The organism is Rhodococcus ruber (assembly GCF_027270735.1).
Taxonomy (GTDB): Bacteria; Actinomycetota; Actinomycetes; order Mycobacteriales; family Mycobacteriaceae; genus Rhodococcoides; species Rhodococcoides rubrum_A.
Map to the genome: position 1 here is coordinate 105,777 of NZ_JAPWIJ010000006.1, position 26,417 is coordinate 132,193.

Sequence of the window (26,417 nt, forward strand, 5' to 3'; positions counted from 1 at the left end):
ACAGTGAAACGCATTCTCACCGGATCGGGAGCGCTCTTGGTGAGCGCTCTGCTGTTGACCGCCTGCGCAGGACTGGGCAGTACCTCGGCCCCCATCTCGACAGCAGGATCGGCCGCGATTCCAGAACTCGCCCCTGATCAACCGGTGTCCATCGTCTTCGAGAGCTACAACTACGGGCTGGCCGGTGCCTGGACGGACACGTTCGACGCCCTGATCGGCGAATTCGAGAAGCAACACCCGAACATCACTGTCACCGCCCAGAAGCCACAGGGCAACAGCCCCAATCCCGCCACCGATACCGTGTCGAGTATCCAGAGCCAAATGGTTGCCGGGGTGCCGCCGGACGTGGCGCAGCTCGGCTTCAGTGACCTCGACTTCACCATTCACCAGCTGGGCGCGAAGTCGCTCGACGATCTCGTCGGCAAGGACGAGGTGCAGCGCAACTTCGACGGCGTACGGCACCCGTACGCCCCTACTGCGCGAGCACTTGCCGACTGGGACGGCACGACATACGGAGTGCCGTTCGTCTTCTCCACCCCTGTCTTCTATTACAACGCAACCCTGTTCGAGCAGGCCGGTCTCGATCCGGCGAGTCCGCCCACAAAGTGGGACGAGGTAGCCACCGCCGCATCGGCCATCGCGTCGAAGACCGGCAAGGGCGGGGTGTATCTGGACTGCCTCACCAAATCGGCGAAGGATTGGTGCTTCCAGAGTTTGGTTCGGTCCAACGGTGGTCGAGCGATATCGCAGGACCGGTCGACGCTCGAGTTCGATGCACAACCTGCCGTCGACGCCGTCGCAATGGCCCGCGGACTCGTCGACACCGGGGCCACGCCGAAGCTCAGCCAGCAACAGGGGTACGAAGCCTTTGCTCGCGGCGACATGGGAATGATCCTCGAAACGAGCGCGATACAAGGCACATTCATCAAGGGCGCGAAGGACAAGTGGGACCTGCGGGCCACCACGATGCCGTCGTTCGACTCGAAGCCTTTGGTACCGACCAACTCCGGGGCGTCGCTCTTCACCTTCGCCTCCGATCCTGCGAAGCAGCGAGCATCCTGGGAACTGATCGAGTTCCTTACCAGCGAAGAGTCCTACATCGCGATCTCGAAGGGTATCGGCTACCTGCCCTTGCGTACCGGGCTCGTCGACGATCCCGACGGGTTGAAGGACTGGGCCGAGTCCAATCCGCTGATCGAACCCAACCTGACGCAGCTGGCGACGATGGAGCCGTGGGTGTCGATGCCGGGCAACGATTATCTGCAGATCCGGGACGGCATGATGGACGCCGTCGAATCGTCGGTGTACCAGGGAGCCGACCCCGCAACGGCGTTGACTGCCGCTCGGGAGCAGGCCGCGACTCTTCTGCCAGCATCATGAGGGGGTCAGGATTTACGCTCGTGCAGTTGAGCGACACGCATCTGCGGGCTGCAGGAGAAATGGTTCACGGAAGTGTCGACACATTCGCCAATCTGACGTGTGCTCTCGACATGCTCGTGACCTCCGGGCAGCGCATCGACGCGATGATCTTCTCCGGTGACGTGGCCGACGACGGTGATCCGGCCGCGTACCGTCGACTACGGGGTGCTGTCGATCCGGTGGCCGAATCACTGGGTGCGGCAACGATCTACGCGATGGGAAATCACGACGAGCGGGCAGCGTTCGGTCGTGAGTTACTCGACGACACTCGGGCGTCGGACCCGGATCGCACGTTCGACTCGGTTCAGGTCGTCGACGGAGTTCGCATCGTCGTGCTCGACAGCTCGACACCGGGGCGACACGACGGCCGGATAGAGCCACATCAATTGCGTTGGCTTGCAGAGGCGTTGGCGGTGCCATCGCTGCGTGGGACGATCCTGGTGCTGCATCACCCGCCCATTTCGTCGCCGGTGGTGACGGTCGACTGCCTGAGGCTGCAGAATCCTGCTGACCTCGAGTCCGCGATTGCAGGATCGGATGTGCGCATGATCGTCTGCGGCCACGCCCACCACACCGGTGCAGGGTCCGTCGGCGGTGTTCCGGTGTGGGTCGGTCCTGCGATGTCGTACCGTGTCGACACCTCTCCCCCGGCCGGGCGGCACCGAGGACTGATCGGCTTCGGCTTCACTCGCATAGACCTGCTCGAATCCGGTTTCACCGCAACCGCCGTCGAGGTGACGCCTGCCGCCACCGTGTACGACGAGTCTCGGCAATCGGTACTCGACAAGCTCGCCCATCTCTCACGCCAGGGCGGGTGAGAAAGGGTGTTCGTCACTGTCGCGGATCGACCGCCCGAGACCGTCCTCGATACGGATGCAGGACCCATCGTTCGCGAGGGCCGGTGGCGGCGGGTGATCCGGTCGGCGCAGCCGTACTTGTATCTGGCACCGGCCGTCGGCCTGTTGATCGTCTGGACGTATCGACCACTGGTGCAGGCCGCGGAGCTGTCGACCTACTCGTGGAACCTATTGCCGACCACACTGATGGTTCCGGTCGGTGCCGACAACTATCGGCGACTGCTCGAGCTACCGGCCGTCGGAGACTCCCTGTGGCGCACAGTGATTCTTATCGTCGGGCTACTGCCGTTCTCCATCGTACTTCCGGTGGCCATCGCGTTCGCCACCCGAAAGGTGAACGGGCGCGCACGGGTTGTCTACCAGAGCATCGTCTTCGCGCCGTTCCTCATCGCACCCGTCGCCGGAGCGGCCGTGTGGCAGTGGCTGCTCGACCCAGGTGCCGGCATCGTCAACCGCATCATCGGCTCGGATCGCAACTGGATTCAGGACGCGGACACCGCACAGTTCGTGATCATCGTGATCACAGGTTGGCACTTCCTGGGTTTCGCAGTTCTGGTGGTGTCCGCGGGGATGGCCGGTATCGACACGTCGTACCAGGAGGCTGCGGAGTCGGACGGTGCGTCGAAGTGGCAGATCGACCGCTGGATCGTCCTGCCGTTGCTGTCGCCGACCCTGGTGTTCCTGGCCCTGATGACCGTGTTGTTGAGCGCTCAGTGGACGTTCCCGCTCATCGATACCTTGACTCAGGGCGGTCCGTCTCGGTCTACGACCAACATATATTACCTGCTGTGGGACTACGGCTTCCGCACGTTCGACGCCGGACTGAGCGCGGCCGCGGGCATCGTGCTGTTCGTGGGATTCGGGGCGCTCGCCGGCTGTCTCGTGTTGTTGTCGGAAAAGGTTGCCTTTCATGACGATTGATATCGGCCGCCTACGCGGACACCTGATTCTCGGCATCACCGCGCTGGCGTGTGCGTTTCCGATCTACTGGTTGTTCGCGACGTCGTTGCGCCGCCCCGACGACGTCTATTCGCTCTCCCCCGTACCGTGGCCCCTCTCGCTGGCCAACTACACCGACGCGGCGAACAAGGTGGACCTGTTCGGGCTGTTGGGCAACACGTTTGCCGTTGCGCTCGCGTCGTCGACGGCACAGCTGCTGATCGCTGTGCTGGCATCGTATGCCTTCGCGATGTACACCTTCCGGTTCCAGAAGTTGCTGTACCTCGCGTTCGTCGGCACGTGGCTGGTGCCGTTCCAGGTGACGATGTTGCCCAATTACGTTCTGCTGTATCAGTTGGGGCTGATCAACACCCTCGCGGGCGTCGTCGTGCCCACACTCTGTTCCGCATTGGCCGTGCTGCTGCTTCGTCAACACATGGCAGGCTTTCCGAAAGAGCTGATCTCGGCCGCACAAATGGATGGACGTTCCTCGTGGTCGATCCTGTGGACTGTGGTGGTTCCCAACCTCAGGCCCGCACTCGCTGCCCTGTCGATCCTGTTGTTCGTCAACTCCTGGAACGAATATTTCTGGCCTGCAGTGGTATTGCAGCGAAGCAACGCCGTCCTGCAGCTGGGTCTGCGTAGCTTCATGGGAACCGAGGGCACCGATTGGGGCCCGATGATGGCGGTCGCGGGAATGGCGTGTCTACCAGTGTTCCTGCTCTACGTCGTTCTGCAGCGGCATATCGTCGACGCGTTCGTCAGGTCGGGATTGAAGTGATCACGCCGGTTCGACGCAGCGAACGAAGGCGTCGACTGCGGGGTTGCACTCGTTGCCTCGCCAGACGAGATACAGATCGATTGTCGGAACGGGGTCGAACAATTTGACGGCCACAGTACTGGCCCCTACAGCCCCCATCCCCGCAGACATCGCCCGTGACCACGACGCAAAGCCGACCAGTGGCTTCACCGAGACCACATGCGCTGTCGCACCGGGGTCATCGGCAGTCTGGGCCACATGCAGTCCGATGCGGTTGTCGGCGGCCGCCGCGAAGATGGAGTCGTACATGGCCGGGCATTGCTCGCGGTCGAACAAGATGCACGATTGACCTGCCAAGTCCGCGAACGGAACTCGGGACCGACCTGCCCAATTGTGTGTCCTGCCGACCACGGCGACAAGCGGTATACCTTGCAGCACCCGGCGATGCATGAACTCAGCCGACCCAGGGCGGCCGTACACGAGCGCAACATCGAGAGTGCCCTCCTTCAGAGCCGTCAACTGTGGGCCGGTTCGCTTCTCCCACAGCGAAACCACGACGTCCGCATGATCGCGATTCATCCGGGCCAGGGCGTCGGGCAGCACATGCCGGCTGGCCGGCAGGTTGTAACCGATGTTGAGAGACCGTTCCTCGCCGGTCGCTACCGCCCGGGTGACCCGTGCCGCCGTGTCCATCTGACGAACTATGAGCCGCGCCTGACTCTCGAATTCGCGGCCCGCTCGCGTCAGCGTCACCTCGTGCGACGTCCTGGCCACCAACGTCACTCCCAGCGACTTCTCCAGCTTCTGCAACTGCGCACTCAACGACGGCTGGGTGAGGTGCAGTCGGGCGGCGGCGCGTCCGAAATGCAGTTCCTCGGAGAGGGCAATGAACGCCGTCAGATGCCTGAGCTCCATGATCTGCCCTTCGAGATGGGATGATCTCGCCAGGGTATAGAGCGCACCCAACGACATCTGAACACCGGACGTCCAGCTGATGCATTCTCGAGCGAGACGTAGCGACGGTGCACTTCTCAACAGCGCGTTCCAACTGCGCGTCGACTGCAACTCCGCGCTGATCTGGCGATCACGAATCCTCCGATGCCGACTACACCGAACCAGACGTCGGCAATGATCCCGACTGTCTGCACCTGATCACCTCGTGCGAGCGTGACGACATCGAGCATCAACGCGGGGACACCGCGAGCCAAAGCCAAGCACGATCCGACCAGCATCGCCCACGTCACGCGCCGATGCCACACGGTCGATTCGATGCCGGTTCCGAACCAGGCGAACAACCCCGCTCCAATTGCGATGATCGCGGTCGCGGCGAGGTCGTAGGCGAGGAACACCGGCCGTTCACCAATGGGTGCGATCTCCGCTGGAACACCGCCGCGCCAACCGGCAGCCCACGCCACGTGCACGGCGGCGAAGACGGCGCTCGACAGTGAGAGAAAGTACGCGACCGTGCGATGCGCGGCAGGTGGACGAAGTAGTCGAGCCATGACTCCATAATGGTCCGACACGACGGTGACGCATATCCGGGAACACCCTGATCTGACACAAGCGCAAGCGGCGAGAGGCTATCCGAATGCCGCCAGGAGGCTCGAGCGAAGCTCGTATCGACTGATCCACGTCGCCTGAACGGCGTGATATAGATCGGGTTTGCCGCTCCACACCGTCGCCGCTGGAACATTGTCGGAATCGAGTTCGTGATGCCAGGAGCCGTCGACGTGGTCGATGAAGGAGTCGGCGGCGACGTCCCACCATTCGCGGTAGTCGTCGTCGTACCGATCTTCTCCGGTGTGGCGCCCCAGTGTTGCAGCAGCGCCGATCGCCTCGCACAGTACCCAGTGCAGGCGCTCGGTCACCACGGGACGTCCGGACCAGTCGGTGGTGTACACGAACCCCGGGGTCGGGCCGGGCTGCCAGCCATCCTGCGCCGCACGGTGATACAGCGACTTCGCCGATTCGACATAGTCGTGGCCGTGGGCGCTGGTCGCAACCATGCTGGCCTGCACCAGAAGTCGTGCCCACTCGAATCCGTGACCCACCGTCGCCCCGTACGGCTTGAACTGGTTGGCGGTGTCGTCGCTGTTGTACTCGAGTTGCGGGATCCATTTTGCAGTGAAGTGTTCCGGAATGCGCCAGTCGTTGGCCGCAGCCCACGTGCACACGTTGTCGCAGATGCGTACTGCACGTTCGCGCCAGATCGTGGGCGCACCTGCATCGACGGCGGCCAACAGCGCTTCGACCATGTGCATGTTGGCGTTGATTCCGCGGTAGTCGTCGAGTTCGGTCCAGTCGGCGGTCCATGTGTCCGCACACATTCCGTAGTTCTCGTCCCAAAAACGTGCGGCCACGATATCGAGGGCTTCGTCGAGAAGACCGCGACCATCGGGGTGCCCCGCGGCGGCGGCAGCCGAAGCGGCCAGCACCACGAACGCATGCGTGTACGCGTTCTTGACAGCATCGGGCGAGGTCGCGTCGGCGCTGGACTCGAACCAGCCGCCGTTCGTGCTGTCCCGCAACGTCGTCAGTAGGCCGTCGAACACTCGATCGGCTTTCCTGCGAGACCCGGGATACCCCTGGACCGACGCCAGGAAGTGCACGTGCGCCATCCGTGCGGTGATGTAGGTCAGTGCAGGATGCTCCAGGTCGGGATGGCCATGATCGTCCAACCACGCCGCGCCACCGGCTGGGTGCTCGAGCGAAGTTCCGAACCGAAGGAGCCGAGCTGATTCGGTGTCGAGCCACAGCAGGTGCACGGGAAGGGTCCACCAGTGACGGCGGTGTCCGGAGCTCATGTGTTCATTGTGCTCCCGACGCAAACGGACCCGACGACAGTCAGCGAGAGACGCTGTAGCGCATGTAGACCCACCCGGAGGCCGCGAACACTCGGTGCTCTTCCAGAGCCAGGTCGAGGTGCTGCCCGACCGGAAAGTAGGGCTTCCCGCCGCCGAGGATGGTCGGCAGGAGGATGACCTCGAATTGATCGATCTCGTCGACCAGCGACTTCGCCAGTGCGGCACCGGCGACGGCTATGGTGCCCTCGGTCTCTCGTTTGATCCGCTGCACCTCGGCGACTGCATCGGCACTGCGCACCAACCGACACCCGTCGGCAACGGAGTCGAGGGTGTCGGAGAAGACCGTGCGCGGCGTGTCTACGTACAGCCGTGCGAACTCCGCCTCGATATCCTCGCCGTCGGCGCGTTCCTGGGCCGTCCAGAAGTCCTCCATGGCCTCGTACATTCGACGGCCGAACAGGAAGGCCGCGGTCTCCTCCGTCTGACGATTGAAGAATCGATGCGTCTCCGCGTCGGGCATGGCGTAATCGAGACTGCCTGCGGAGTCCTCGACGTAGCCATCGAGGGAAACGATCATGTTGTACGTCAGAATGGCCATGTCACTCCTGAGGTCGGGTGGGTTTGTCAGTATCGACCTACGCACCGACGAGAAGTCACCGGCCTAACCGCGGATTCAGTCCAGAATGGCCGTCGCCTCGACAACGCAACTCTGCGGAAGCTCTAAAGCAACGGGATCATCGAACGCACGGTTCTGAGCACCCGCCCGGTGGCGGTGGAATATCGAATCACACCCCTGGGCAAAACGCTTCGGGCTCCCGTCGACGTACTGCTGGCGTGGGCAACCGTGCATATGGACGACATAGACCGAGCGCGAGACCGATTCGATTCCCTATGACGGCACCGATGACACCTCGGCGCGCTCGGACAAACGGGTGATGAAGCGCGCGATCTCTGTCGGCTTCTCCTCCGCCATGAAGTGGCCTGCGTCGATGGCCTCGTACGTCAGATCAGGTGCCCAGGCACCCCAGAGCGCGGCCGCGTCGAAGCCCAGTTGCGAACCCCAGTCCTGAGATATCACCCCTACGGGCATGGCGAGACGCCTGCCGTCGATGCGGTCCTGTAGATCCATCTCGAGGTCGATGCCGGCAGTCGCTCGGTAGTCGGCAACGATCGAGTCGACTGCCGCCACCGAGCTGTCGATGTAGTGCTGACGGACTTCGGCCGAGAACGTCGAGCCGTCGGGGTCCCACGCGTCTAGAAAGGAACCGAAGAATTCGGCAGCCACGGCCCGAATCATCCGCTCCGGCAACCCCGCAGGCTGCGCCATCAAGTACAGGTGCCAGGCCACCTTCGCGTCGATTCCCCGCAGAACTTCCCAGGTATCCGCCGTCGGCAGCACATCCAGGATGCCCAGGTACTGCACCGTCGACGGGTGATCGAGTGCCGCACGAACGCCGACGAGCGCGCCGCGATCGTGTCCCACCAACCCGAACCGCTCGAGCCCGAGTGACTGCGTTACCCGCACGACGTCCCTCGCCATGGTGCGCTTCGAATAGGTCGCTGCATCGCGCTCAGCCGGTTTCGAGCTGGCCCCGTATCCACGGAGATCGGGCACGACGACGGTGAAGCGGGTCGCCAGTTCACGCGCGACATCTCGCCACATGTAGTGGGTCTGCGGAAAGCCATGCAGCAGAACCAAAGCGGGACCACTGCCTGCTACGGCGACACTCGATTCGACCTCTTCGTCGACCGCAATCATCGTGTAGTCGAAATCGTCGATCTTCAGGTCGTTCATCGTTGCTCCTCGTTCGTTCTGTGATCGGGGTGGCCGGAAAAGATCCCCGGTGGAAGCGGGCGGGTCGTGAGTGCCGAGGCCTTCAAGGCGGGGATGACAACTGAATCGATCAGCGATGCGAGGTAGCTGTCATCGATCGAGAGCCCATTGAGGCGCCGAAGCAGAACCACCGAGCCGACCACTTCCTCGAATGGAAACGGGTCGGCCCCCTCGGGTAGCTCACCGCGACGTATCGCAGCATCGAGTACCGAATTCGGGAGCCGCGAACCGGTGGGGCCGGTCGCTCGCTCGATCTCCTCGCACAGGTCAGGGTCCTCGAGCCCAGCTTGTAGGAGTAGTAACGGCATCGAGCTGTCGGCAGCAGTCATGGTGCGCCGCAGGCGCGCACACAGCGCCAGGAGGTCTCCCCGCAAGTTTCCTGTGTCGATCTCGTCCGAGTCGACGCGCTGCGCCGGACCAGCTTTGACAGCTGCGATAACCATGTCGCGCTTGGTCTTCCAGCGTCGATACAGAGTTGCTTTCGACGCTCCGGCTCTACGTGCGACCCCCTCGAATGTCACGGCGTCATAGCCGACGTCACCCAGCAGGCCGATGACTGCGTTCAGGATTTCTGCTTCCCGTTCCACGTCCCGCGGACGCCCCACGGGTGCCGAGGTCTGCTCGGGTTCGTTGTTCCAATTACGATACGACACGTTTCGTACCGTAACATGCCGGCAATGGAATTCCGACGTGGGACGCTCTTCGATCCCGCGCAGACCTCTCAGGCCGTGCGATACACGAGGATGTTGCGCGTCTGTTCGCCCCAGCTTGCAGAGCACGCAATACAGTGTCGATCTCACCGGTGCATCCGAGGCGGTCTGCATGTACCCACGGCATGTCGCCGTCGAAGGACGGCACCGAACTCGATGCCAGCGAGCAGGCTCCTGGGGGCCCACTGGAGGTCGCGCCGGAGCGACTCGAGAAGTTCGCACCGGGCCTGAGCACTGAACTGATGGAACTGATTCAAAAGACGGCCGAGATGGAAATGGCCGAGATCGACGCGACTTCGAAAAGACGAAGTAGCGCAGCGCCTTACCCGCGCGGCAGGGTTCTTCAGGTCCAGTAGAGCAGCTGCGCGTCGGGCAGGACCACGCGAAGCTCGTCGGTGAACCAGCTGCGCATCTCGGCCATCGTGTCCTTGGGATAGACGTACTTCACTCCGCCGAACTTGTTTCTCTTTGCGGTGCGCGCATTTTCGTCCATCTCCAGCTTTGTTCCCGGATACCAGCTCAACAGCACGTCTTTGCTCGACGGCGTGAACCGGTGAGTGATGATTTCGGCGGTCAGATCGAGATCGGGAACATCACGCAACGCGTCGGCGACATCGATGAGCAATCGCCCGTACTGCTCCCGCCATTCCGGGATGGGCATGATCGGGGCAATGGTGAGACCGACTCGGTAACCGGCCAGCGCCAACTGCCGCAGTGCCTCGATCCGGGCCGGCATGCGTGCGGTTCCACCCTCGAATCGGTGTGCGATGTCATCTGCGTTGACCGACAAGCGAACTCGTGTACGTCGACCGTGATCGAGTGTCACCAGCTCACGGACGTCGTCGAATTTTGTGGTGAAACGCAGCGATACGTCATCGCCGTACGCACCCGCTCCGACTCTGCGAACGGCCTCCGCAAGGGACCCCGTCACGTGTTCAATCCCCAACGGGTCGGTGTAGCAGGACAACTCGAAGGTAGTGCCCTCGTGGCCCCGCTCCTCGGTGCCGGAGGTAATGGAACCACGGCCCGCATGAGTGCCGATACCGGCCAGGACGTCGTCGAGATTGGCGAACACTCTGGTGATCGGTGGCCCCGACAACGAGCCCGCAAGATAGCAGTACTGGCAGTGCGCCGGGCACCCCTTCGCCAAGTCGATGCGCCAGTCCGCACTGGGCGGGATGGGTTGGGGTTTCAACACACTCGGCGGTGCTACCACCACGGCCATCGTCGTCTTGGCTCGCGAATAGGTCTCTCGCTCGGATTCACCGCGCAATCCGGTCAGACGATCGCCCGGGAGGATGTCGATGTCGGCGACCCCGGCCGCTTCGCACCGGCGAAGGATCTCCGCGGTGTGCGGTAGCACGGACGCGGACTTGGTGACCAGGACACGAGAGGGCGTCCAGAGTCGGGTGGGGGCAACCAGAAGATCTTCCATTATCTGTTTTCAACGCACCGGGGCGCGCAAAGCTTCCCGGTTACCGCAGCTCAGGCGAGAAATTCAGGACCCCCACGAGTCAGCGGGGATCTTCGCGGGCCGGCCCAACAGATAGCCCTGTCCCTGAACCGAACTCGGCAGTGCGTCGAGTTGGTCGAGAGTCTCTATGCCCTCGACCACACAACCCAGATTCAGATCGCGGGCGAGGTTGATGATCGCCCGAACGATGCTGCTGCTCGTCGAATCGCTGGTCATCGTGGCCGTGAACGAACGGTCTATCTTCACCGCGCTGACCGGGAGGGTGGCGAGGTACCGCAGGCTCGCAAACCCGGTCCCGAAATCGTCGATGGCGATTCCGACACCCGATGCACGCAGTTCGCCGAGCTGACGCAGCATCGAGGAACCGGACTCGAGAAGCACCGACTCGGTCAGCTCCAGGACGAGATCCACCGGGGCCATGTCGTGCCGAGCGAGGGCAGCGCCCACCGCTGCTGACATGTCGACGTGTTGAGCCTGCCGGGCACTGAAGTTCACCGCGATAGTGACGGGGGCGTTCGACACTGAGGTGGGCGGATTCGCGAACCGCCACTGCGCGAGAGCTCTCAGCGCGTCGTCGAGCACTCGCTCACCGAGCTCGGAAATGAGCCCGGTGTCCTCTGCCACGGGTATGAACCTGTCGGGTGTGATTTCTGCGCCGTCGTCGTCGCGCAAGCGAGCCAGAGCCTCGAAACTCGCAAGTTGCCGGCTCTCGAGGTCGTAGACAGGCTGATACGCCACGCTCAACGTCGCGGCTCCACTCCGTCCGGAATCGAGCGCACTCCGCAGAGTCTGCTCGACGTAGGCGCGCTCGAGTGCGTTCGCGCGCAACGCGTCGTCGAGCAGTTCGATCCGGTCCTTGCCGAGCTGCTTGGCCCGGTACATCGCGGAGTCTGCGTCCCGCAGCACCTCCTGCGCACTGGCACCCTTGCGAACCAGCACCATCCCGACACTGGCAGACACCACGTACTGGCGACCTCGGTGAACGATCGGCGCAGCAAGCACCGTCCGGATGCGCTCGGCCACGCGCTCGGCCAATCCGCCGCCCGCTTGCTTGCCGAACCTACGTTCGGCGGGCAGCGCTTCGATGACGAGAACGAACTCGTCACCACCCACTCGGGCGATCGAATCGTCGGCTCGCAACACCGAGCGCAACCGTCGAGCAACCTCGACGAGAACCGCGTCACCGGCGGCGTGGCCGCCGGTGTCGTTGACTCGTTTGAACCCGTCCAGATCGCAGAACAGCACCGCGGCAGCAGCCCCCGTACTCGCGCCGCGCTCGATCGCCGAGCCGATTCGGTCCAGCAACAGCATCCGGTTGGGGAGACCGGTCAGCGGATCCTGCAGGGCTGCCTGCTCGAGGGCGAGCTCGGCTTCGACGACGTCGGTCACCTCCCGCACGACCGAGAGCACCTCCGCCACTGCACCCGGCGGCCCGTGGCGAAACGGGGTGGTGCGTCGTGAAAGCCACCGCACGGTGCCGTCGGACGCCCGGACCCGATACCGAATGCTGATGCTTTCCCCCTCCGGCAGCGATGCCGCCTCCAGATCCGCGGCCCGGACGACGTCGACATCTTCTTCCACCACCCCGTCGAGTCGATCCTCGCCGGCAGTCGCGTCGTCGGATCCACCGAGCCCGCTCCACGGCGCCCGAAGGTCGTCGATCGATCCGTCCACAGACGGCCCCTCCAACAGTGATCGAAGGCTGCGAGAAGCCCACGTCACACGACCGGTATCGACAGCGGTGACGGTGGTGATGTCCGGTGACGCCGTCAACACCGCGTCACGAAATGCCCGCGCCTCCTCGAGCTCGGCGGTGGCCTCACGTTCGGCCGTGACATCCGCGGAGAGCACCATCACGCCGATGATCCGACCTGAACTATCACGAAGCGCACTGGTCCTCACCTGGAAAATTGCGCCGGTCTTTGGGCTGACGGTATAGAAAGAGGATTCGTCACCGGCGAGGGCCGATCGATAGTGCGGCTCGAGTCGGGCGTAAGCCTCAGGCGACACCGTGTCCCGCAAGAGCTGACCCTCCATTCGTCGCGGGTTGTAGCCCTCCGCGACCAGGTCAGCTCCCTCGACGAGGACGAATCGCAAGTCTGGATCCACGACGAACACCGAGGTGTGCGGCAGATTCGCGGCCAGCTGTCGGTAACGAGCCTCGCTCGCATCGTCGAACATCGCCGGCGAGCCGAGTAACGGACCGTAGAGGCGACGCATCCCCAGGTAGACCACACCGGCGATCGCCGTCGACGCCGTCACCGCAACGTCGACGCCTCCTCCCATCGACTCGCGCATCGCGTCGAGCATGCTCGAGTCGGACCCTGCTCTCAGATGGAAGGCATGACTGTCGAACCCCGACAGCAAGTGCACCGCATGAATCAGGTGGTGGGCAGCACAGGTCAAGAAGATTGCGGCCGTCGCGACCGCCAACCGGTTGGTACGGAGCTGCCTTGTTCGCAACAGTCCCCGGACGATGAACAGCACGATTCCCAGGTACGCCGCCGCGGTGATTCCGTTGAGAATCACCACCCAAAGCCAGCCGCTCACGGCGACACTTCACCGGATCGGCTCCGGGAACATGCACCCCGATGCAACTTGACACGAACGACGGGCACGACGCGACCCCCCCAGGGTTATGACCCATGGTGCACAGGGGCAGGTCCGGCCGGAGAAACTCCAGTCGATCAGCAGCCCAGCGCATTGTTGATCCGCGAAGGCTATCCCAGTCCGATTCGAACCGCTGACGTTCGCGCAGCCCGAATTTGGGTGTCGCTGCGAGCATTTCGGATCTTCGTGTGCCCCACGACGACGAGCAGAGCCGATCTCGACCCTGCGCCCAGTTCCCGCAAACAACCAGCATCCCTACGATGTCGCTGCTTCAGGGTAAGAACCTCTCATGCCCTTCGCCGACGAACTCATCGGTCCGGACACAGCTCGCGCGCTGTTTCGGACCGTTCGCACCGCCGCACCGAGCGCTGATCTGTCGCTACTCGATGGCTCGGCAGACGTTTTGGGGCCACTCGCGCTTCGAGCGCGCGCCGATCTACTGCGTGATGCGCTTCTGACGGGACTGCCGGGCAGCTACGTCCAGTTCGCCGACACCATCCGACGGGCAGCCACGGATCCGGACTTCCAGGGTTGGTTGGTCTGGCCCGTCACCAGCGCTGTTGCATCGAAGGCCGTCGAGGAGAAGAGCTCGGGAGCGTTCGACGACGGGATGGCGTTGCTCGCCGAGCTCACCGGCAGGCTCAGCTCGGAATTCGCCATCCGCACCTTGCTCCGAGCCGATCTGGATCGAGCTCTCGCCATCGCGCTCGAATGGACGCAATCATCGGACGAGCACGTGCGCCGTCTGGCATCGGAAGGGACCCGCCCGTATCTTCCGTGGTCGGTGCGTGTCCCCGAGATACTCACGCGCCCAGGGATCACGGTGCCGATTCTGGACAGGCTCTACCGAGACGACAGTGACTACGTTCGACGCTCGGTTGCCAACCATCTCAACGACTTCAGCCGAGACGTCCCGGACATCGTCGTCCAGACTGCGGCGCGGTGGCTCGACGACCCGGATGCGAACACCGACCGGCTCGTTCGACACGCGCTTCGGACGGTCATCAAGAACGGCAACACCGACGCACTTGCCCTACTGGGGTTCGCCCCGGCCGATCTGGACGTGACGGGCCCGGCCCTCGACGTTGTGGAGGTGCACGTAGGCGACAGCGTGGAGTTCAGCGCATCGATCCGCAACCTCGGCCTCGAACCCGCAAAGGTGGTGATCGACTACATCGTTCACCACACGAAGGCGAACGGTGGGGTGACAGGAAAGACGTTCAAACTGAAGACGACAACGATCGCGCCCAGTGCCAGCCTCGACGTTGCGCGGCAACATTCGTTCAGGACGATAACCACGCGCAAGTACTACCCCGGCCCACACGCGATCGAGCTCCAGATCAATGGCGTGAGTTACGGTCGCGCGGAGTTCGTGCTCGTGAGCTAGGGGCAGCACACAGTACCGTTCACCGACCCTCGAAGTGCGGCTGCCGATGCTCGGTGAACGCGGCCATCGCCTCGGCCGAATCCTGCGTCGATTGCACGACGGCCTGGTGCGATGCGATCAGGTCGAGCGACAGGCGCAGGTCGCCGTGAGCGCCGGCTCGGACCGCGCGTTTGATGAGTTGAACCGCAACCGGGGGCTGCGCAGCGAGCCGAGCCACCGTCGCCTCCAGGGCAGAACGCAGTTTCTCGAACGGGTGCACCTCGTCCACGAGACCCCAACTCAAAGCTGTTGCTGCATCGATGAATTCGCCGGTCCAGAGCATGTGCAACGCGCGCGAAAGACAACGCGAAAACCGGTCTCCTCGAGGGAATTCGAGTCATCGAATTCGCGAGCGTGATCATGGCACAGTACGCCGGGCAACAACTGGGCGATCTCGGAGCCGACGTGATCAAGGTCGAACCGCCGGGCGGAGACATGACCCCGTGTTCGGAACCGATTGGGTCCTGACTCCACGATGAACGACGCCGAACATGTCGTCGCATGTGTACGTATATCCGTAATATGGTGCGAATGAGCAACGAGGGTCATCGGACGTTGATGCGCACGGACCGGATTCTCGACTACGTCGCGCGCTGCGACGAACCGCCCACACTGTCGGCGCTCGCGCGTTCGATCGATGCACCGGTGAGTTCGACGCAGGACCTCGTCCGGGAATTGTGTGTCCTCGGGTACTTGACGATGACCGGCAAGCGGTATGCCCTCGGCCTCCGCCCGCACATGCTGGGAATGATCGCCGGCTCGGCGACGGCATCAGGGGTCGATCACGCCGAGCTCGTCCGCCTGAGCGAGGTGGCCAGGGCACCGATCGGTATCGCCGCTCTGGTGGGGCACGAGATCTACTACCTCGACCATGCCGGGCCGCGCGCACCCGACCACATCCAGATAGTGGCCGACGACCACCGGCCCCGACCCACGTTGCGCACTGCGGCGGGACGACTCCTGCTCGCCCGCGCCGACGAGCCCGTGCGTGAAAGGATTCTGAGCGGACTACGTGGAAACGACCCGGAGGGAGCCGCGCAGTTTCAGCGAGAGCTGCCGACGATTCGTCGAGATCGATTGGCCCGCAGCGACGGACTCGCCGATCCAGACATCGCCGCAATCGCCGTCCCCACCGTCCAGGCCACCGCGGCGTTCGTTCTCTTCGCACGACGCGCGCCACGACGTGGTCGAGTTCCTGCCCTCGAATCGGCCGCTCGCCGCCTACAGAACGAACTCGGTCGGTGAGTCGGCTCCGGGCTGTCGACCTGGACGCAAAACAAGGCCAGCGGCTATGCATATTGCATAACCGCTGGCCAGGACCTACTACGAGCCGCCTAAGAGAATCGAACTCTTGACCTTTTCATTACGAGTGAAATGCTCTACCGACTGAGCTAAGGCGGCGTGCCTTTCGGCGTTGGTGAGTCTAACGGAGCATCACATCGAAACGAAAATCGCCTCCCCTCGGCGGTCAGCCTGCGAGGCCCAGGCCCTCCGCCGGTCCGCTGAGGATCGACTTGATGTGCCTGGTCAGGTCGTCGGCGAGCACTTCGGTCTCGCCCGCTTCGACGGCGTCGAGAACCTGGCGCACCACGTCCCGTGGGTCGTTCTTCGGGACGTCGAGTTCGGCGATCATGTCGGTGTCGGTATATCCCAGATGGACTCCGACGACCAGCGTCCCCTGCGGGGCCAGCTCGAGCCGCAGCGAGTTGGTCGCCGACCAGATCGCCGCCTTGGATGCCCCGTACGCGCCCGCACCGCCCAGCCACGACAGCACCGAGTGGATGTCGATCAGTGCTCCGCCCCCGTTCGCCTTCAGGATCGGCGCGAATTCCTGCGCGATCCGCAGGGCCCCGAACACGTTGGTCTCGAACACCGCACGCACGTCGTCGATCGATGTCGTCAGCAACGGTGTTGTTCCTGGAGCGCCTGCGTTGTTGAACACAATCGACACATCGGATGCGATATCACCAAGCGCTGCAACAGAATCCGCGTCGGTGACGTCGAGTGATACCGGGACGATACGAGGATCCGAGTCCTCGCGTGGGTTCCGTGCAGTCGCGTACACCTTCGCTGCCCCACGCTCGAGCAATGCATCGACCGTCGCCTTGCCCAGACCGCGCTGACCGCCGGTCACCAACACCGTTGCTCCAGAAATCGACACCATCGGACTCATCCTTACGACAGAGGTTAAAAGCTTTTGACTATGTCAGTCTTAGTTGACCAGGACGACATAGTCAAATACTGTTCACTTATGTCACAATCGCCGACAGAGCGCTTTCACCTCGCACCGGCACCCGACGGCCTGCAGGTGGTTCAGAATCTGTTGAACACGCGAGCTATCGACGTGTATGGACTCCCCGACCTCATCGCCGATGGCAACGCAGCGTCCACGACCTGGGAAATGGCGTTGTCGGACGCCGACGCGGCGGCCCTCCGAACACTGCGAGCGAACGTCGAAGCAGCCCTAGCCGGAGAACTACCGCCGATCCCAGCGGTGAGCGTCGAATTGATACCGGGCACCGATGGCACCGTCCGACTCTCGCCCACCGGCAGCGGGGCCCAGTACATCGCGTCGGAGATCTGGTCCGAAGTGCTTCTTGCACAGAAGGCAGACACGTGGCGTCGACTCAAGCGATGTAAGAACGAGGTGTGCGGATCTGCCTTCTACGACCGCTCCCGCAACAACAGTGGCGTCTGGCACGACGTGAAGACCTGCGGCAACGTTGCCAATCTGCGGGCTTCGCGGGCGCGGAAAAAAGCGAAGGACTAACGCAGCACGTCGCCCAGAGTCGCCACCATCGCGTAGATCGCGAACTTCGGTTTCGCGTTGACCGCCAACGACTCTCGGCATTCGAGAATTGCCTCGATGCTCTTCAGCAATGCCTCCGGCGAGACGGCTTTAGCCATCCGCTCGACTTGCTCGGCCATGTCGGGATGAGTGGCCGTCGCGGTCGATCCGTACGAGCGCGCGAGCGCGTCTCGATACAGTCCCACGAGGTCCATCAATGCTCGATCCAACGAGTCACGCCCGGTTCTGGTGGCCCGAGACTTCTGCCGCTTCTCGAGGTCCTTGAGCACACCGGCAGACCCGCGCAGCGCGCCTGCCGCGCCCTTGCCGGTGCCGCCCGCGCCCAGAGCCGTTCGCAGCTCCTCTGTCTCGGCCTCGTCGCGGGAGGCACTCATCTCTTTGGCCTCGTCCTCGGCGGCCTTCACCAGTTCCTCGGCCGCGAGGTAGGCCTGATTGGGCCGGGCCGCGGCCGACGCCAGCGCCAGCGCCCGTTTGCGCCGCGCTCGCGCATCTTCGTCGGTGGCGAGCCGACGCGCTCTGCCCACGTGCCCGCCGCTGATCGACGCGGCCCACTCCGCCGTCTCGGCGTCGAGCTTGTCGCGGGTCTGCAACACCTGCGCGATCGCGGGCACCGTGGGCGTCACCAACGAGACATGGCGGCATCGGGAGCGCAAGGTCACCGAGATGTCCTGCGGATCGACCGACGGAGCGCACAACAGGAACACCGTCCGCGCCGGCGGCTCCTCGACCACCTTCAGCAACACGTTTCCGGCACCCTCGGTGAGACGGTCGGCGTCCTCCACCACGACCACCTGCCACAGACCTGTGCTCGGCCGACGCGAGGCGATGGAGACGATGTCGCGCATCTCCTTGGTGCTGATGCTCAGGCCCTCGGGTACGACGCGTCGCACATCGCCGTGGGTACCGGCCATCGTCGTCGAACACGCCTGACAGTGACCGCACCCGGGAACACCCTCGGTGGTGCACTGCAACGCCGCAGCGAAGCACAGAGCGGCTACGGAGCGCCCCGATCCGGGAGGGCCGGTGAAGAGCCACGAATGCGTCATCGCCGACGAGTCGACGCCTGTACGAGCAGCCACCGAAGCGGCCGTCAGATCGGCCTCGACATCTTCCTGACCGACCAATCGATCGAACACACCCGCCATGAAGGAAACCCTAGTGCGTCGGACCGACTACCTCGGCGCGGGCAGGTACGGCTCGAGCGACCGAAGAATCTTCTCGGTGGTTCCGCAGGCGTCGATGGGCTGCGTGGGCTCGAAGTCGATCTCGAACACATTCAAGCTCACGTTTCCCCTGGACGTCGTGGTCTGTGCATTGCACGACTGACTTTTCCCGTCGTCGTCGAGGGTCGAACCGATTCGAAACATGTCGAAGGTGAAGGCACCCACCTTCTCCGACCGCACGTCCTCCAAATCCGGAGTCGACTTCGGATCGGAGAAAATCAGGAATTCGGTGACGGACATGGTCACCGACAGCGAGTAGTCCGAACTCGTCCACACACAGACGCCGGATGTATCGGGTATCCCTGGTGTGAGCGAGTCCTTCAACTCGAGCGCGCCCTTGGGATCCAAGCTCGCGAGCGGCAGCGAACACGGATCGAACAGCTCACCTGCGGGCACATCGGGTCTCGACGCCGACGGAGTCACCGAACCCTGCTCGGCTGCCGTCGCTCGGCCCTGGACCACCTGAGAGCAGCCCGTCGACGTTGCTACGATGCATCCGAGGGTTACGAGACCGATCAATCCGCGCTTCACGACGGTTCGACGCATCCCGTCGACGGAATGTTCCCGCCGAACTCGAAGTTACGGCGGCTTTCGGCCGCCATTTTCGTCCACAACTTCGAGCTCGTCGGGCTATTCGCTCTCGGTCTTCTTCGCAGGAGCCTTCTTGACCGGGGCCTTCTTCGCGGCAGTGGTCTTGGTGGCGGTCTTCTTGGCAGCAGCTTTTTTGGCCGGAGCCTTCTTCGCCGCAGCCTTCTTTGCCGGGGCTTTCTTGGCGGCCGCCTTCTTGGCCGGTGCCTTCTTCTTCACCGGTCCGCGAGCACGCCTGTCCGCCAACAACTCCGACGCACGATCGTCGGTGATCGACTCGACCTCGTCGTCCTTGCGCAGGCTCGCGTTGGTTTCACCGTCGGTGACGTACGGCCCGAATCGGCCGTCCTTGATCACCATCGGCTTCTCACTGATCGGATCGACGCCCAGCTCTCGCAGCGGCGGCTTGGCCTCACCCTGACGGCCGCGTCGCTTGGGTTCGGCGTAGATCTTCAGAGCCTCTTCGAGACTGACCGTGAACATCTGATCCTCGTCCGCGAGCGAGCGAGAGTCGGTGCCCTTCTTCAGATACGGGCCGTAGCGGCCGTTCTGCGCGGTGATCTCTTCCTTGGACTCGGGATCGACGCCGACGATACGCGGCAACGACAGCAGCTTGAGGGCATCCTCGAGCGTGATCGTCGCCAGATCCATCGACTTGAGCAACGAGCCGGTCCGAGGCTTGGGGCCGGTGGCCTTCTTCGCGGCGGCCTTCTTGGCCGGCGCTTTCTTGGCTGCAGCCTTTTTCACCGCAGTCTTGACGCCACCGCCACCATCACCGTCGTTACCGGACGGGATCGGCACGATGTCGGGCTGAGGCGGCGTCGGCTCGGGTTCCGGCTCGGGCAGGATCTCGGTGACGTACGGCCCGAAACGGCCTTCCTTCGCGACGATGTCGTGGCCGGTCAACGGATCGACGCCGAGCTTGCGGCCCTCTTGTGGTGTGGCGAAGAGCTTTTCGGCGAAGTCGAGGGTCAACTCGTCCGGCGGCAGATCGTCGGGCAGGTTGGCGCGCTGGCTGATCGGGTCGCCGTCGGGATCGTCGTCATTCTTGACCATCCGTTCCAGGTACGGACCGTAACGGCCAACGCGCACATGGATATCGCGTCCCTCGGAGTCGTCGAACAGACGGATCGAGTTGATGGTGCGGGCGTCGATCTCTTCGAGATTCTGGCCCACCATCTTCTTCAGGCCGCCGGATCGCGCCACCGAACCCTCGGCACCGGTCTCGCCGCCGAAGTAGAAGTTCTGCAGCCAATCGCCGCGTCGCTCACGGCCTCCCGCGATCGCGTCGAGATCATCTTCCATGCCGGCGGTGAAATCGAAGTCCACCAGACGCCCGAAGTGCGCTTCCAGCAACGCAATCACCGAGAACGCCACCCACGACGGCACCAGAGCACTGCCACGCTTGTAGACGTAACCGCGGTCGAGAATCGTCTTGATGATCGACGAATACGTCGACGGCCGACCGATTCCCAGCTCTTCGAGCGTCTTGATGAGCGACGCCTCGGTGAATCGAGCCGGCGGGTTGGTGGTGTGACCGTCGGGATCGAGCTTGGTGGCCGTCACTGCCTGGCCGGCCTTCAGCGCGGGCAGACGTGACTCGGCGTCGTCGGTCTGGCCGCCCGCCTCGTCGTCGACGCTCTCGACGTAGGCCTTGAGGAAGCCGGCGAACGTAATGGTGCGACCCGACGCAGAGAACGTGCACTCCTCGCCGGTGCCTGCGGTTCCCGTGATGCGCAGCGTCAGCGTGGTACCGCGCAGATCCGCCATCTGCGACGCCACCGTGCGCTGCCAGATCAGCTCGTACAGCCGGAACTCGTCGGTCTGCAGCGCCGAGTGCAGCTGACCGGGAGTCTGGAACACGTCACCCGCGGGGCGGATGGCCTCGTGCGCCTCCTGCGCGTTTTTGACCTTGCGGGTGTACTGCCGCGGAGTGGGATGCACGTACTCGGGGCCGTAGAGCTCGGTCGCCTGCGCTCGTGCCGCGGAGACAGCCGACGCGGACAGCGACGTCGAGTCGGTACGCATGTAGGTGATGTAACCGTTCTCGTACAGACGCTGCGCCACACGCATGGTCCGTTCGGAACTGAACCGCAGCTTGCGGCCGGCCTCCTGCTGCAGTGTCGACGTCATGAACGGCGGATACGGCTTACGGGTGTACGGCTTGTCCTCCGCCGACGCGACCGTCAGATCGACGCCTTCGAGAGCCTCGGCGAGGCGTCGAGCACGCGGTTCGTCCAGCACGGTCACGGACTCGGTCTTGAGCTTGCCGTCGGCACCGAAATCGCGGCCGGCGGCCACGCGATTGCCGTCTACATTGACCAGCCGGGCTCCGAAACTGCGGGGGCTCGCCTCGGCACCGGCGTCCAGCGTGGCGGAGATGTCCCAGTACTCGGCGCTGCGGAATGCCATCCGCTCACGCTCACGCTGGACGATGATGCGGGTGGCGACGGACTGCACTCGGCCCGCCGACAGCTTCGGCATGACCTTCTTCCACAGCACCGGGCTCACTTCGTAGCCGTAGAGACGGTCGAGGATACGACGGGTCTCCTGGGCGTCGACCAGGTCTTGGTCGAGGTCGCGAGTGTCGGCGGCGGCCGCGAGGATCGCCGGCTTGGTGATCTCGTGGAAGACCATGCGTCGAACAGGGACTTTGGGGTTCAGGGTCTCGAGGAGATGCCAGGCGATGGCCTCACCCTCGCGGTCGGGGTCAGTGGCGAGATACAGCTCGTCGGCGTCCTTGAGCAGGCTTTTCAGCTCTGCGACCTTGCCCTTCTTCTCGGGCGAGACGACGTAGAGGGCCTCGAAGTCGTGGTCGACGTCCACACCGAGACGCGCCCAGGGCTCGCCTTTGTATTTGGCAGGGACGTCCGCGGCACCACGGGGAAGGTCGCGAATATGGCCGACGGAGGCCTCGACGACGTAGTTGCTCCCGAGGTACGGGGCGATCTTCTTTGCCTTGGTCGGGGACTCGACGATGACCAGACGACGCGGCTCGGCGGAGCTGTCCCCCGTGCCGTTCTTACGTGCTGCCACCTTGCTGCCGAACCTTCCCTAGTGCGTTTTCACAGGCACATTTGCCTGTCCCACTACTAACAGACTGACATACGTCGACCAAATACTCGCAGATCAGTCACATATCGGCCTACTCCGCGTGCGGCCAAATGGTACGTGCGTCCACGTTCCGGGGAGCCTCACCGACGTTCTCGGTGAGACGCAGCAGCCGACGTCGACCGGTGATTCTCAGTCCCGGATTGGAGCCGCGAGTACCGATCAGCGTCGGCGCGATGCCCGCACGCATCAACGATTGGGCGAGGACGGAATGGGTGTCCGGTGCGTGAGGATCGAGTCCGAGCACGTACCGCTCACCCTCGGCCTCCGGACGACCGGACGCGAGCACCCAGGCGCGGAGTTCGCGAGAACCCGGTATCCACCCGGGAGGGACGGCTTTGACAGCACCCTTGGTCCACAGAGACGCCAGTGCGAACAGTTCGGGCACCGACGCGGTACGCACCAACGGCCGGTTTTCTTCCGATCTCCCCAGCTCTGCAGTCAGACCACATTGCGCGATGAGTTCGGCGATGGCATCCGCGCGCCACTGCGCGTCGACGACGACAGAGATACGGGCCGAGCCCGCGGAGGTGACGACGTGGCCGGTGGCCGCCAGCAGCCCACTGAGATCGGTCACCGCGGGCGGCAACGATTCGGCGGAGAAGAAGGACAGCTGGTTCACAGCAAGGACATTAGGACATCGGCGGCCACGCTCACGGCTTTCGCCGCACTCGGGTGGTTCGGATATGAGTCATCCCCCTCCGCGATCGACCCGGAAGGGAGCCGATCGAGAAGGGGGATGAGGTAACTCGACTCGATGAGACGAGGATCAGACTGCGCGAACGCCCGTTGCCTGAGGACCCTTGGTGCCCTGGCCGACCTCGAACTCCACGCGCTGGTTCTCCTCGAGGGTGCGGAAACCGCTGCCCTGAATCTCGGAGTAGTGGACGAAAACGTCAGCGGAGCCGTCTTCTGGTGCGATGAATCCAAAGCCCTTTTCGGCGTTGAACCACTTCACAGTTCCCTGTGCCATGCTTTTCCTTCTCTTTCTAACACCGGATTCGATGGAGCGCACTTTCGATCCATCGGGCCGGTTCCGACCGCTGCACTTGTACGAATCCCCCTCAGGATTCCCCCTGATGGACGAGCTCTCCCAGTACCGCGCCCGCAACATGAGATCCTGCGAAGCGTAGAACGAACACAGAAGCTGCGACCGCGTCAAGTGAACCATGAACTCCACGTTCGCAACAGTCGAAAACCGACCCTTTTCGAACAATTTGCCCATGTTGTGGAAACGCACAACACGAGACGGATGAATTGCGGCCCCCACCAGGGCACGAAAGAGCCGACCGGGGTCCGCGATAGCATGGGGATCCCAGGTCGCGAAGAGCCCGACGACGCTTGTAGATCGAACGAATGCATGGAGACCGGCAGTGAGCGAGAAGCATCCGCTGGGCGGTGCGGATGGCGCGAGCTACGGGCAGCGGTTGTTGGATCGAGTATTGGCGGGTTCGCCCGCGAACGAGAGCCCGCTGACCCACGTCGCCGAGCTGCCGGCACGGGCCTCGCAGTTCGCCTCCTGGCCGTCGTGGGTGGGCCCGGAAGTGGTGCAGGTGATCACCTCTCGTGGGATCGCACAACCGTGGACGCATCAGGCACGTGCGGCAACACTCGCCGCCGAGGGCAATCACGTGGTGCTCTCGACGAGCACCGCGTCGGGCAAATCCTTGGCGTATCAACTTCCCATTCTGACGACACTGTCTGCCGACGCTCGGGCGACGGCGCTGTACCTGGCTCCCACCAAGGCCCTCGGCGCCGATCAGCTACGCACCACCATCTCGATCACCGACGAGTTGCGGGAACTGTCAGGCGAACTCGCAGAGGTGTTCCCGAGTGCCTACGACGGTGACACTCCGATCGAGATTCGCCAGTGGGCACGCGCGAACGCTCGCTGGATCTTCACCAACCCGGATATGCTGCACCTGGGCATTCTCGGTTCGCACGAGCGCTGGTCTCGGTTTCTCCGCAATCTCCGCTACGTGGTGGTGGACGAATGCCATTACTACCGTGGCGTTTTCGGATCCAATGTGGCTTTGGTGCTACGGCGGTTGCGACGCCTGTGCGCACGGTACGGAGCATCTCCGACATTCGTTTTGGCCAGTGCCACGACATCGGAACCCGGACGAGCGGCGAGCCGACTCATCGGAGCGCCGTGCGAAGAAGTCACCGAGGACGGGTCCCCGCACGGCGCCCGCACCGTCGCACTGTGGGAACCACCGCTGCTGAAAGAGATCACCGGCGAAAACGGTGCTCCGGTAAGGAAATCCGCCGGCGCGGAGGCGTCGCGCATCATGGCGGATCTGTTGGTCGAGGGTGCCCGAACGCTGGCGTTCGTTCGGTCCAGGCGCGGTGCGGAAGTCACCGCACTGGGCGCTCAGAGAATTCTCGCCGACGTCGATCCGCAATTGGTGCGACGCGTCGCCGCCTATCGCGCAGGGTACTTGGCGGAGGACCGGCGAAAACTCGAATCGGATCTGTCCGACGGCACGTTGTTGGGCGTCGCCACCACCAACGCACTCGAATTGGGCGTCGATATCGCCGGCTTGGACGCAGTGATCGTCGCGGGCTTCCCCGGTACCGTTGCGTCGTTCTGGCAGCAGGGCGGCCGCGCCGGACGACGTGGGGAGGGCTCACTGCTGGTGCTCGTGGCGCGCGACGATCCCCTCGACACGTATCTGGTGCACCACCCGGCGGCACTGCTGGACAAGCCTGTCGAGGCCACCGTCACCGACCCCACCAATCCGTACATTCTTGCCCCGCAATTGCTCTGCGCTGCAGTCGAACTGCCGATCACCCTGACCGAGGCCGAGGAGCTGAGCGCAGAATCGGTACTCGAAGAGCTCGAGCTGAAGGGCTACGTGCGCAAGCGTCCGCACGGCTGGTTCATCACGCCCGAGGGCCAGCAACTCTCGCCGCACGGTGCGGTGAACATCCGCGGCGGCACCGGTGTGCAGGTGGCCATCGTCGACGGTGAATCCGGCCGCATGCTCGGTACCGTCGACGGCGGGCGAGCCCCCGCCACTGCACATCCCGGTGCCGTCCACATCCACCAGGGCGAGTCGTTCGTGGTCGACGAACTCGATCTCGAAGCCGGGCTGGCGCTGGTACATCCAGAGCAACCCGAGTGGAACACCTCGGCTCGCGAGATCACCGACATCTCGATCACTGCGGTGCACGAATCGGTCGACTACGGCGAGGTGCGCGTCGCGCTGGTGCAGGTGAACGTCAACCATCAGGTCGTGGGGTATCTGCGACGCCTGCTCTCGGGCGAGGTTCTCGATTCCATCGAACTCGACATGCCCGCGCAGACACTCGACACCCGAGCCGTCATGTACACCATCACTCCGGAGTTGTTGGAGCACAGCGGTGTTCCGTACGAGCGATTCCCCGGATCTCTGCACGCGGCCGAGCACGCCGCCATCGGGTTGCTGCCCTTGGTTGCAACGTGTGATCGATGGGACATCGGTGGAGTCTCGACGGCACTGCACCCCGACACCGGGCTGCCTACCGTTTTCGTCTACGACGGATACGACGGCGGAGCAGGTTTCGCCGACCGCGGCCACGTAGCCATCGCGGATTGGCTCGCGGCTACGAAAGACGCCATCGTTTCCTGCGAATGCCAGACCGGATGCCCATCCTGCGTGCAGTCCCCCAAATGCGGAAACGGCAACGATCCACTGGACAAGGACGGTGCCGTTCGAGTGTTGACCGCGGTACTCGCGGCCGTCACTCGGGAGGGTTGAGCACCTAGGCCCAGGTCATCGGCAAACGCGCGCGCATTTGGGGCTTGGAGCACACTGGCGCGCCACCCTGCCTGTTGTTGCGAACACCTCGGGTGGTGTGGTGGGAAGAG

25 protein-coding genes, 1 tRNA gene and 2 pseudogenes are annotated in these 26,417 nt (G+C 63.7%); 11 read left to right on the top strand and 17 right to left on the bottom strand.

The genetic code is table 11. The features are described 5' to 3' along the window. Positions 1–3: 3 nt before the first annotated feature. The 4 genes from O4220_RS15315 to O4220_RS15330 all read left to right on the top strand — a co-directional run bounded on the left by O4220_RS15315 (position 4) and on the right by O4220_RS15330 (position 3,996). On the top strand, positions 4–1,380 hold the full coding sequence (locus tag O4220_RS15315) for an ABC transporter substrate-binding protein (protein ID WP_269605644.1): 1,377 nt from the start codon (positions 4–6) through the stop codon (positions 1,378–1,380). 20 nt (positions 1,381–1,400) lie between these two features. Then, positions 1,401–2,237 carry a metallophosphoesterase gene (locus O4220_RS15320; RefSeq protein ID WP_332112826.1) on the top strand — a complete coding sequence of 279 codons (837 nt, stop codon included), beginning with the start codon at positions 1,401–1,403 and terminating at the stop codon, positions 2,235–2,237. Between the two features lie 66 nt (positions 2,238–2,303). After that, positions 2,304–3,197, top strand: coding sequence for a carbohydrate ABC transporter permease (locus O4220_RS15325; protein WP_269606297.1), 894 nt, complete (start codon positions 2,304–2,306; stop codon positions 3,195–3,197). After that, entirely contained in the window at positions 3,187–3,996 is an 810-nt protein-coding gene (locus O4220_RS15330) for a carbohydrate ABC transporter permease (protein ID WP_269605648.1), read from the top strand. The genes O4220_RS15325 and O4220_RS15330 overlap by 11 nt, the downstream gene beginning before the upstream one ends. Here the strand turns inward: O4220_RS15330 and O4220_RS15335 are convergent, their stop codons facing one another. The 4 genes from O4220_RS15335 to O4220_RS15350 all read right to left on the bottom strand — a co-directional run bounded on the left by O4220_RS15335 (position 3,997) and on the right by O4220_RS15350 (position 7,377). After that, a complete protein-coding gene (locus O4220_RS15335) occupies positions 3,997–4,890 on the bottom strand; it encodes a LysR substrate-binding domain-containing protein (protein WP_269605650.1) in 894 nt (297 codons plus the stop codon). Between the two features lie 116 nt (positions 4,891–5,006). Next, on the bottom strand, positions 5,007–5,477 hold the full coding sequence (locus tag O4220_RS15340) for a hypothetical protein (RefSeq protein WP_269605653.1): 471 nt from the start codon (positions 5,475–5,477) through the stop codon (positions 5,007–5,009). A 78-nt stretch (positions 5,478–5,555) separates the two neighbouring features. Beyond that, positions 5,556–6,779: an AGE family epimerase/isomerase gene (locus tag O4220_RS15345; protein ID WP_269605656.1), complete on the bottom strand. Its 1,224-nt coding sequence runs from the start codon at positions 6,777–6,779 to the stop codon at positions 5,556–5,558. 40 nt (positions 6,780–6,819) lie between these two features. Then, on the bottom strand, positions 6,820–7,377 hold the full coding sequence (locus O4220_RS15350) for a dihydrofolate reductase family protein (RefSeq protein WP_269605657.1): 558 nt from the start codon (positions 7,375–7,377) through the stop codon (positions 6,820–6,822). 105 nt (positions 7,378–7,482) lie between these two features. On the opposite strand from O4220_RS15350, the pseudogene O4220_RS15355 reads away from it, so the two are divergent. Beyond that, positions 7,483–7,674: pseudogene (locus tag O4220_RS15355) on the top strand (winged helix-turn-helix transcriptional regulator); the annotation flags it as partial. Here O4220_RS15355 and O4220_RS15360 read toward each other — a convergent pair. Both O4220_RS15360 and O4220_RS15365 read right to left on the bottom strand, forming a co-directional pair. Further along, positions 7,669–8,574 (bottom strand): alpha/beta fold hydrolase, encoded by a 906-nt coding sequence (locus tag O4220_RS15360; RefSeq protein ID WP_269605659.1) that lies wholly within the window; start codon positions 8,572–8,574, stop codon positions 7,669–7,671. The pseudogene O4220_RS15355 and the gene O4220_RS15360 sit on opposite strands and share 6 nt — an antisense overlap. Then, positions 8,571–9,266, bottom strand: a complete 696-nt coding sequence (locus tag O4220_RS15365) for a TetR/AcrR family transcriptional regulator (protein ID WP_269605661.1) — start codon at positions 9,264–9,266, stop codon at positions 8,571–8,573. Before O4220_RS15365 ends, O4220_RS15360 begins: the two co-directional genes overlap by 4 nt. A 182-nt stretch (positions 9,267–9,448) precedes the next feature. Here O4220_RS15365 and O4220_RS15370 point away from each other — a divergent pair, with 182 nt between their 5' ends. Beyond that, complete coding sequence (locus O4220_RS15370) at positions 9,449–9,679, top strand: hypothetical protein (RefSeq protein WP_269605662.1); 231 nt, start codon at positions 9,449–9,451, stop codon at positions 9,677–9,679. Here O4220_RS15370 and O4220_RS15375 read toward each other — a convergent pair. Further along, positions 9,667–10,758, bottom strand: coding sequence for a spore photoproduct lyase family protein (locus O4220_RS15375; RefSeq protein ID WP_269605664.1), 1,092 nt, complete (start codon positions 10,756–10,758; stop codon positions 9,667–9,669). The two genes, O4220_RS15370 and O4220_RS15375, sit on opposite strands and share 13 nt — an antisense overlap. Before the next feature lie 63 nt (positions 10,759–10,821). Continuing rightward, complete coding sequence (locus tag O4220_RS15380; protein ID WP_269605667.1) at positions 10,822–13,347, bottom strand: putative bifunctional diguanylate cyclase/phosphodiesterase; 2,526 nt, start codon at positions 13,345–13,347, stop codon at positions 10,822–10,824. Between the two features lie 349 nt (positions 13,348–13,696). Between O4220_RS15380 and O4220_RS15385 the strand changes: the two genes are divergently transcribed. After that, complete coding sequence (locus O4220_RS15385) at positions 13,697–14,794, top strand: DNA alkylation repair protein (protein ID WP_269605669.1); 1,098 nt, start codon at positions 13,697–13,699, stop codon at positions 14,792–14,794. A 19-nt stretch (positions 14,795–14,813) separates the two neighbouring features. Here O4220_RS15385 and O4220_RS15390 read toward each other — a convergent pair whose 3' ends face one another. After that, a complete protein-coding gene (locus O4220_RS15390) occupies positions 14,814–15,122 on the bottom strand; it encodes an enoyl-CoA hydratase-related protein (RefSeq protein WP_269605671.1) in 309 nt (102 codons plus the stop codon). A gap of 41 nt (positions 15,123–15,163) precedes the next feature. Here O4220_RS15390 and O4220_RS15395 point away from each other — a divergent pair, with 41 nt between their 5' ends. Next, positions 15,164–15,301: a CoA transferase gene (locus O4220_RS15395; protein WP_269606298.1), complete on the top strand. Its 138-nt coding sequence runs from the start codon at positions 15,164–15,166 to the stop codon at positions 15,299–15,301. Positions 15,302–15,364: 63 nt separating this feature from the next. Continuing rightward, positions 15,365–16,078: a helix-turn-helix domain-containing protein gene (locus O4220_RS15400; protein ID WP_269605673.1), complete on the top strand. Its 714-nt coding sequence runs from the start codon at positions 15,365–15,367 to the stop codon at positions 16,076–16,078. Between the two features lie 83 nt (positions 16,079–16,161). Here O4220_RS15400 and O4220_RS15405 read toward each other — a convergent pair. Both O4220_RS15405 and O4220_RS15410 read right to left on the bottom strand, forming a co-directional pair. Further along, positions 16,162–16,234 (bottom strand) — tRNA-Thr (locus tag O4220_RS15405). A gap of 67 nt (positions 16,235–16,301) precedes the next feature. Next, positions 16,302–16,997: an SDR family oxidoreductase gene (locus O4220_RS15410; protein ID WP_269605675.1), complete on the bottom strand. Its 696-nt coding sequence runs from the start codon at positions 16,995–16,997 to the stop codon at positions 16,302–16,304. Positions 16,998–17,084: 87 nt separating this feature from the next. Here O4220_RS15410 and O4220_RS15415 point away from each other — a divergent pair, with 87 nt between their 5' ends. Further along, positions 17,085–17,603 carry a CGNR zinc finger domain-containing protein gene (locus O4220_RS15415; RefSeq protein WP_269605677.1) on the top strand — a complete coding sequence of 173 codons (519 nt, stop codon included), beginning with the start codon at positions 17,085–17,087 and terminating at the stop codon, positions 17,601–17,603. Here the strand turns inward: O4220_RS15415 and O4220_RS15420 are convergent. The 6 genes and pseudogenes from O4220_RS15420 to O4220_RS15440 form a co-directional block, all read right to left on the bottom strand. Then, positions 17,600–18,736: a DNA polymerase III subunit delta' gene (locus O4220_RS15420; RefSeq protein ID WP_420030405.1), complete on the bottom strand. Its 1,137-nt coding sequence runs from the start codon at positions 18,734–18,736 to the stop codon at positions 17,600–17,602. The two genes, O4220_RS15415 and O4220_RS15420, sit on opposite strands and share 4 nt — an antisense overlap. Beyond that, a pseudogene (locus O4220_RS27935) lies at positions 18,733–18,771 on the bottom strand (hypothetical protein). The gene O4220_RS15420 and the pseudogene O4220_RS27935 overlap by 4 nt, the downstream one beginning before the upstream one ends. Before the next feature lie 43 nt (positions 18,772–18,814). Beyond that, positions 18,815–19,411, bottom strand: a complete 597-nt coding sequence (locus tag O4220_RS15425; protein ID WP_269605682.1) for a DUF3558 family protein — start codon at positions 19,409–19,411, stop codon at positions 18,815–18,817. 84 nt (positions 19,412–19,495) lie between these two features. Continuing rightward, positions 19,496–22,489 carry a type I DNA topoisomerase gene (gene topA / locus O4220_RS15430; protein WP_269605684.1) on the bottom strand — a complete coding sequence of 998 codons (2,994 nt, stop codon included), beginning with the start codon at positions 22,487–22,489 and terminating at the stop codon, positions 19,496–19,498. Between the two features lie 109 nt (positions 22,490–22,598). Beyond that, positions 22,599–23,186: a hypothetical protein gene (locus O4220_RS15435; protein WP_269605685.1), complete on the bottom strand. Its 588-nt coding sequence runs from the start codon at positions 23,184–23,186 to the stop codon at positions 22,599–22,601. 147 nt (positions 23,187–23,333) lie between these two features. Next, on the bottom strand, positions 23,334–23,537 hold the full coding sequence (locus O4220_RS15440; protein ID WP_005248460.1) for a cold-shock protein: 204 nt from the start codon (positions 23,535–23,537) through the stop codon (positions 23,334–23,336). A 400-nt stretch (positions 23,538–23,937) separates the two neighbouring features. Here O4220_RS15440 and O4220_RS15445 point away from each other — a divergent pair, with 400 nt between their 5' ends. After that, positions 23,938–26,307, top strand: coding sequence for a DEAD/DEAH box helicase (locus tag O4220_RS15445; protein ID WP_269605687.1), 2,370 nt, complete (start codon positions 23,938–23,940; stop codon positions 26,305–26,307). The last annotated feature ends 110 nt before the right edge of the window (positions 26,308–26,417 follow it).